General features: G+C 61.0%; 5 protein-coding genes and 1 tRNA gene. 4 read left to right on the top strand and 2 right to left on the bottom strand.

The window, feature by feature from the left end:
• Nucleotides 1-203: 203 nt before the first annotated feature.
• Nucleotides 204-291 (bottom strand) — tRNA-Ser (locus tag FWD29_06755).
• Nucleotides 292-518: 227 nt separating this feature from the next.
• On the opposite strand from FWD29_06755, the gene FWD29_06750 reads away from it, so the two are divergent.
• Nucleotides 519-1130: a hypothetical protein gene (locus FWD29_06750; GenBank protein MCL2803633.1), complete on the top strand. Its 612-nt coding sequence runs from the start codon at nt 519-521 to the stop codon at nt 1128-1130.
• Nucleotides 1131-1844: 714 nt separating this feature from the next.
• Here FWD29_06750 and tgt read toward each other — a convergent pair.
• Nucleotides 1845-3062, bottom strand: coding sequence for a tRNA guanosine(34) transglycosylase Tgt (gene tgt, locus FWD29_06745; protein MCL2803632.1), 1218 nt, complete (start codon nt 3060-3062; stop codon nt 1845-1847).
• A gap of 188 nt (nt 3063-3250) precedes the next feature.
• Here tgt and FWD29_06740 point away from each other — a divergent pair, with 188 nt between their 5' ends.
• The 3 genes from FWD29_06740 to FWD29_06730 are packed head-to-tail and all read left to right on the top strand — an operon-like array spanning nt 3251 to nt 6752.
• A complete protein-coding gene (locus tag FWD29_06740; GenBank protein ID MCL2803631.1) occupies nt 3251-3997 on the top strand; it encodes a succinate dehydrogenase cytochrome b subunit in 747 nt (248 codons plus the stop codon).
• Nucleotides 3998-4035: 38 nt separating this feature from the next.
• Nucleotides 4036-6000: a fumarate reductase/succinate dehydrogenase flavoprotein subunit gene (locus FWD29_06735; protein ID MCL2803630.1), complete on the top strand. Its 1965-nt coding sequence runs from the start codon at nt 4036-4038 to the stop codon at nt 5998-6000.
• Nucleotides 5997-6752 (top strand): succinate dehydrogenase/fumarate reductase iron-sulfur subunit, encoded by a 756-nt coding sequence (locus FWD29_06730; protein MCL2803629.1) that lies wholly within the window; start codon nt 5997-5999, stop codon nt 6750-6752. The genes FWD29_06735 and FWD29_06730 overlap by 4 nt, the downstream gene beginning before the upstream one ends.
• The last annotated feature ends 117 nt before the right edge of the window (nt 6753-6869 follow it).

The following is a 6869-nucleotide window of genomic DNA, read 5'->3' as shown; positions in this document are numbered from 1 at the left end:
GCCGGAGGGGCCAGACCCGGGTGGTTGACACCAGTGGGGAGGACCACCATGGTTAGAACACACGCAAGGTGGTCCCTAGCTAGTGGCAAAACAAGTGGTCCCATCACCCTGGCAAATGACAGGCGCAGCTGGATCCGTGGCAAGGGGCAGCACAAAAACAAATCACCCGAGACAAAGTGTCAACGATGACGCGACTCAGGACATGGCGGAGGTAGGGGGATTCGAACCCCCGAGGGCTTGCACCCAACACGCTTTCCAAGCGTGCGCCATAGGCCACTAGGCGATACCTCCAATGCGGCCGTGACCGCCCCCTGATGTTAGCAGCGCCCGCCACCAGCCCTAAGCACCTGGTCACGACCCGGTTCACCGTCCGCTCAGGTCAAGCCCCGGAGGGCTGATGCCGGAACGCCCATACCCGTGAAATAGCTGGTCAGCGCCCCATTCTAGTGACCTTTGGCGAGGCTGGGAGGCCCGACCGCGCGGACCGCGAAGCCCTTGTGAAGGAGTAGGCTTGAGGCATGACTTACCCCAAGAAAGCGGCAGTTCTTTTCCCCCTCCTACTAAGCCTGAGCCTCGTTGGCTGTGGCACTGGCAACAAGCCAGCCGACGAGCCAGAAAAACCAGCTATGACCGAAGCGGCCGAGGAGCCGCCTAGCCCAACTGAGGAAGAGCCGGAAGCAGCCCCCGCCAATTCGGTTGGACTCGGTGAGGTTCTGACCATGCCGAACGCCGAAATCACCGTGGTTTCCTTCGAACAGGTGGATTCGATTGAGCTCGAATACAGCGACCCGTTGGTACCTGCTGACGGCGAATCACTGTGGCTGATGGAGCTTAACTTCGTCAACACATCGAATAAGGCGATCGATATGCAGTGCCTTGGCCCGGATTCAACCTCCATCCAGGCCTGGGACACAGAGTCTCGTGAAATGCTTGAGGATTCCAGCGGCTTTGAAATCAAGGCCATCGACTGCCACCAAAGCGTGCTCAGCGGCCAGTCCGGCTCAATGCTGGTGGCTTACCGCGGCCTGGCTGACTCAAAGGCCGGCGGTTTGACCGTCGCTGACTTTGGCGACTTCGGCAATCCCGGCTTTGTCGTCTTCGAGCCCGGGTTTACGCCACCTTCTCTGTAGTCGATCCCCAGTTTTGGGTCACTGGCCACCAACTTGCCGGTCTGGCGGCAACGGACTGCCACGGCATTTGGCGGTTGGCGATGCCCTGATCGCTGGCACCTTTTGCAGGCTGATCCAAGATAGTTGTCAAGTTTTGCAGGTCCGCGCGAAGCCCGACCTGCGGCTTTGCCACGGCATTTGGCGGTTGGCGATGCCCTGATCGTTGGCACCTTTTGCAGGTTGATGCCAGATGGTTGTCACGTTTTGCAGGTCCGCGCGAAGCCCGACCTGCGGCCTTGCCACGGCATTTGGCGGTTGGCGATGCCCTGATCGCTGGCGCCTTTTGCAGGCTGATCCAAGACGATTGTCGCACTTTGCAGAACCGAGCCGGTCGACGGCTGCACCTGGCATAACGCCGCGGAACGATTGTTGCACTTGGCAGAAACTACCTCCGCGCCACCTGGGCTTTTACCCGGCCGGTTATGCCAGGTGCAGCAACAGAACCGCAGGAGCATGCACAGCGTCACAATGATTCGGCACCGACCCAGTTTTGCCGGGCACCTGTGCCCAGAGGATGGGGGCGAGGGGCGTGATCCGCCCTGGGCCGGCCACAGAAGGGATGGCCAGGGGCGGTTGGAGAGGTAGCGCGGCAAGTAGTCATCTCTGAAGTCGGCAAAACAGCCGTCCTCGATACTGATGCGCATCTGGTCGACCAGGCGAACCACAAAGCGTTGGTTAGGGACGGTTGGAGAGGTAGCGCGGCAAGAAGTCGTCTCTGAAGTCGGCAAAACAGCCGTCCTCGATACTGATGCGCATCTGGTCGACCAGGCGAACCACAAAGCGTTGGTTGTGGATAGTGGCCAAGGTAAACCCGGCCATCTCCCGCGCGCGCAGCAGGTGGTGGACATAGGCCTTGGTGTAATGCTGGCAGGTGTAGCAGTCGCAGCCTTCTTCGAGCGGGGAAAAGTCGCGTTTGAAGCCGGCTCGTGTGACGTTGTAACGGCCGATGGCGGTGTAAACCGCCCCATGCCTGGCCCCGCGCGAGGGTGCCACGCAGTCGAAGGTGTCGACCCCGGCCTCGACGGCGGCGAAGAGATCGTCGACCTCGCTAATGCCGAGCAGATGTCGCGGTTTGGCTTCGGGCAGCTCAGAGGTCACCCAACCGACAATCGTGGCCAGGTTCTCTTTCTCCAAGGCACCACCAATACCGAAGCCATCTAGTTCCAGATCGGCCAGCTGACGGGCCGCCCGGCGGCGCAGGTCTTCATATTGGGCCCCTTGGACCACCCCGAATAAGCCTTGGGCCGGTTTTCCGGTTCTCTCGGCGGCTAATCGCTGGTGGGCGGCGAGGCAGTCTTCGGCCCAACGTTGGGTCCGGGCCAGCGAGCGCTCCTGATAGGGGCGGGAATTGAGCAATGTGGTGCACTCATCAAAGGCGAAGATGATATCTGCCCCAAGTTGATGCTGCACTGACATCGAGACCTCTGGAGTGAAGCGGTGGCTGGAACCGTCCAGGTGGGATTTGAAACTGACCCCGTCCTCATCTACTTGAGCCAGCCTGACAGCGCGAGGCGCCACCACGGCATCGGCCGATTTGCCAGCAGCGTCCATGGCCAGCACCTTCTTGAACCCGGCCCCAAGTGACATAACCTGAAAGCCACCGGAATCCGAAAAGGTTGGCCCGGGCCAATTCATGAAGGCGCCAACCCCGCCAGCCTGGTCAATCACATCCGCGCCGGGCCGCAAATAGAGGTGATAAGCGTTGACCAAAACGGCCTGGGCACCGGTGGCCGCGATCGATTCCGGCAGCACTGACTTAACCGAAGCGGCGGTCCCAACCGGAATGAAAGCCGGCGTTTGGATCTGACCGTGCGGGGTGTCAATCACGCCGGTGCGACCGGCACCCGACTCAAGGCGGGTGCGAAGCGAAAAACCGAACCGTGACTGCTGCACCCAGGCATGGTCGCACACATAAACACCGCACTGGATTTTCACACCTTTTCTGTAGCGAAATACCCCGGTTTGACCTGGGTTGATCGCCCGATTTTCGGCCCTAAAAGGTGGACCTGGCTGCGGTAAGATTTGAAACTGGCCTTAAGCCGAAATGTCCGCGATTCTACGCAGGAGCCTGGAGGTCCCGAGTGAGTTCGCAAACTACTGCGCGATCTGAAATCGATCAGATCCCCGTGGCCAAAACACCGGCCACAACCCCACCCCCGCGCCCAGAAACTTGGGTGCTCAAAGTCGTTCAGGCGGTGACCGGCGCGATCTTTGTCTTGTTCGTGCTGTCCCACATGATTGGCAATCTGAAGGTCTACGCCGGCCGCGAGTCCTTCAACAAATACCCCTTATGGCTCAAAGATGTCGGTAGCCCGGTTTTCCCGAGCGAAACCTTCCTTTGGATCATGCGGGTGGTCCTGGCCGTTGCGATCGTGGCGCACATCCTCACCGGTATTACCCTGTGGGTGCGCGCCCGGCGAGCCAAAGGTGCTTTCGCCCGCAAGCCGACCATCACCCAACATGGCGTCAGCGGCCGCAGCATGATCTACACCGGCGTGATCTTGGGCTGCTATGTCGTTTTCCATCTGCTTGATTTGACGATTGGCAGATCTGCCGCCGCTACTAGCGACTTCGTTGACGGCAGCGCGTATGACAACCTGGTCCACTCATTCAGCCGACCGGCTGTGGGTGTGTTCTACATCGTTGTCATGGCGCTTTTGTTCTTCCACCTGATGCACGGCATGTGGTCAATCACCAACGACCTGGGCGGCTCCTCCAAGCGAGTCCGCTCGGTGCTGGCGTTTATGGCCAATTTGGTGGCCAGCCTGGTGGTGCTAGGCAATCTGTCGATTCCGATCGCGGTTCTAGCCGGGTGGGTGACGCTATGAGCCAGTCAGGCAAACAATCACAAGCGAAAGGGCAGTCCATGGGTCTGCAGATCGATGACCTGCGCGTGGTCGGTAAGTCGCTAGATGGCAACCTGCCCACGGTTGAGCCACGCGATGGCTGGAAAGACCGGAAGCTGCACTACAACCTGGTGGCGCCAAACAACCGGCGCCGGTTCAACGTCATTGTGGTGGGCACAGGCCTGTCAGGGGCCGGCTGCGCCGCTGCGCTGGGCGAACTGGGCTATGAGGTCGATGTCTTCAGTTTCCATGATGTGCCTCGCCGGGCCCACTCAATTGCGGCCCAAGGTGGCTGCAACTCGCCGCGCGGCCGCCGGGTCGACAATGACGGGGTAGACCGCTTCGTCAAAGACACCGTCAAAGGCGGGGACTACCGCGGTCGCGAAGAGGACGCCTATCGCTTGGGCGAAGAAGGCGTCCGGGTGATCGACCACATGCAGGCCATTGGTGCCGCCTTTGCCCGTGACTACGGTGGCCAGTTGGCCAACCGCTCGTTTGGGGGCGTGCAGGTTTCACGTACGTTCTACACCCGCGGCCAAACCGGGCAGCAGCTCGAGTTGGCGGCAGCCCACGCGCTTTCGCGTCAGGTTGCAGCCGGTAGCTGCAAGCTTCATTCGCGCCAAGAGATGCTTGACCTGATTGTCAAAGACGGCCGGGCCCAAGGCATCGTGGTGCGTGACCTGGTCAGTGGCAAGGTGCGGGCGATGACGGCCCATGTGGTGGTGCTGTGCACCGGCGGTTACGGCAACATCTACTACAAAGCCACGTTGGCCAAGAACTCGAACTGTTCGGCGATTTGGCGCGCCTATAAGCGCGGCGCCTTCCTGGCCAACCCCTGCTTTGTCCAGATTCACCCGACGGCCATCCCGTTGATGTCGAAGTTCCAGTCGAAGAAGACGCTGATGTCGGAATCGCTGCGTAACGACGGCCGGATGTGGACATCGAAGCAAAAGGGTGACGAGCGCGACCCCAAGGACATTCCCGAAGAGGAACGCGACTACTTCCTAGAGACGCGCTATCCGGCTTTCGGCAACTTGGTTCCACGCGACGTGGCCAGCCGTAACGCCCGTGAACGGATTGACGCTGGATACGGCGTGGGCCCGCTGCGCAACGCCGTGTACTTGGATTTCGCCTCCGGTATTGAGCGCATGGGCGCCAAGGTCATCCGCGAGCGTTACTCCAACCTGTTCGACATGTATGAAGAGCAGACTGGTGACAGCCCGTTCAACACCCCGATGCGGGTCGCGCCAGCGGTCCACTTCACCATGGGTGGGCTTTGGAGCGACTACGACATGATGACCTCAATTCCAGGTCTGTTCGTGGGCGGCGAGGCCGGCTGGGGTTATCACGGGGCTAACCGCCTTGGCGCCAACTCGCTGCTGAGCGGTTGCGTTGACGGCTGGTTCACCCTGCCCTTCTCTGTGCCGAACTACCTCGCTGGCCTGCTGGGCGAGCCGGTGCTGTCGATGGATGACCCGGTCGTGAGCCAGGCCATCGCAGGGGTTGAAGCCGGCATCGAGAAGTTCCTGAACAACGACGGTGCACACGGACCGGACCACTATCACGAGGCGCTGGGCGCCATCATGGACCGCTACGCTCTGGTGTCGCGTGATCCGGAGGGCTTGACCAAGGCCATCGAGATGATCCGCGAGTTGCGCCAAGACTTCTGGAAGAACGTCAAGGTGGTGGGCGAAGGCGATCGTCTCAACCAGGAGCTCGAAGTGGCCGGCCGCGTGGCCGACTACCTGGAGTTGGCAGAATTGCTTTGCGTTGACGCTTTGGACCGTGACGAGTCGGCTGGCGGTCATTTCCGCACCGACCATGCGACCGAAGATGGCGAGGCCATGCGTAACGATGACGACTGGTGCATCATTTCAGCGTGGCAAGCCCCAGCGGACAGCGGCCCTGATGCGGGCAAGCACATCCGCAACTTCGAACCCTTGACCTTCCGGGCGGTGCCCTTGCAGCAAAGGAACTACAAGTGAGACTCATCCTTGAAGTCTGGCGTCAAGAAGGCCCAAAGGCCGAGGGGCGCTATGAAACCCACGAGATCAAAGAGGCCACTCCGGAGCTGACGCTGCTGGAGTTGCTGGACATGCTCAACCACCAGTTGGTTGAGGCGGACCAGGACCCGGTGGCGTTCGAATCCGATTGCCGTGAAGGCATTTGTGGTACCTGCGGTCTCGACGTCAACGGCGTGCCGCATGGCCCGGAGGACAACGTCCCGGCTTGCGGTCAGCACGTTAGGAGCTTCACTGACGGGCAGACGGTTCGGATCACGCCGTTTAGGGCCAAGGGCTTCCCGGTCATCCGCGACATGATTGTGGACAGGACGGGCCTTGACCGGATCATCCAGGCCGGCGGCACGGTGGCGGTTGACGCTGGCACTGCGCCAGATGCGGACACCTACCGGATTAGCCATCACGACGCCGAAAAGGCGCTCGACTTCGCCACCTGCATTGGTTGCGGAGCCTGCGTTTCGGCTTGTCCCAATGGCGCGGCCTACCTGTTCGCAGGGGCCAAGATGTCCCACCTGGCCCTGCTGCCAAACGGCAAGATGGAGCGGGCCAAGCGAGCTCGGTCAATGGTGGCTCAGATGGAGCACGAGTTTGGACCGTGTTCACAGATTGGCCAATGCGCCCTGGCTTGCCCACGCGAAATCCCATTCGAGGCTATTGCCGCGGTCAACCGGGAACGCATCCGGGCTGCTATGAAGTCAAAGGCCAAGTCGGACTGACCAGCCGCCTTACAGGCTCTAACCTGGGGGTTTGGCCCACGCGGCCAGACCCCCAGTGGCCTGCGCCCAGACAGGAGCGGGGAAATGGCCCAGACTAGTCCACCACGGCCGCCAATG

The sequence above is a fragment of the Micrococcales bacterium genome, from assembly GCA_009784895.1.
In the GTDB taxonomy this organism is placed as follows: domain Bacteria; phylum Actinomycetota; class Actinomycetes; order Actinomycetales; family WQXJ01; genus WQXJ01.
The sequence above is the reverse complement of the archived record's forward strand: the minus strand, read 5'-3'. Positions and strand labels throughout refer to the sequence as shown.

Bases quoted from the DNA above. Each gene is read 5' to 3' on its own strand.
- FWD29_06750 (MCL2803633.1), top strand. From the start codon at position 519: ATGACTTACCCCAAGAAAGCGGCAGTTCTTTTCCCCCTCCTACTAAGC.
- FWD29_06735 (MCL2803630.1), top strand. From the start codon at position 4,036: ATGGGTCTGCAGATCGATGACCTGCGCGTGGTCGGTAAGTCGCTAGAT.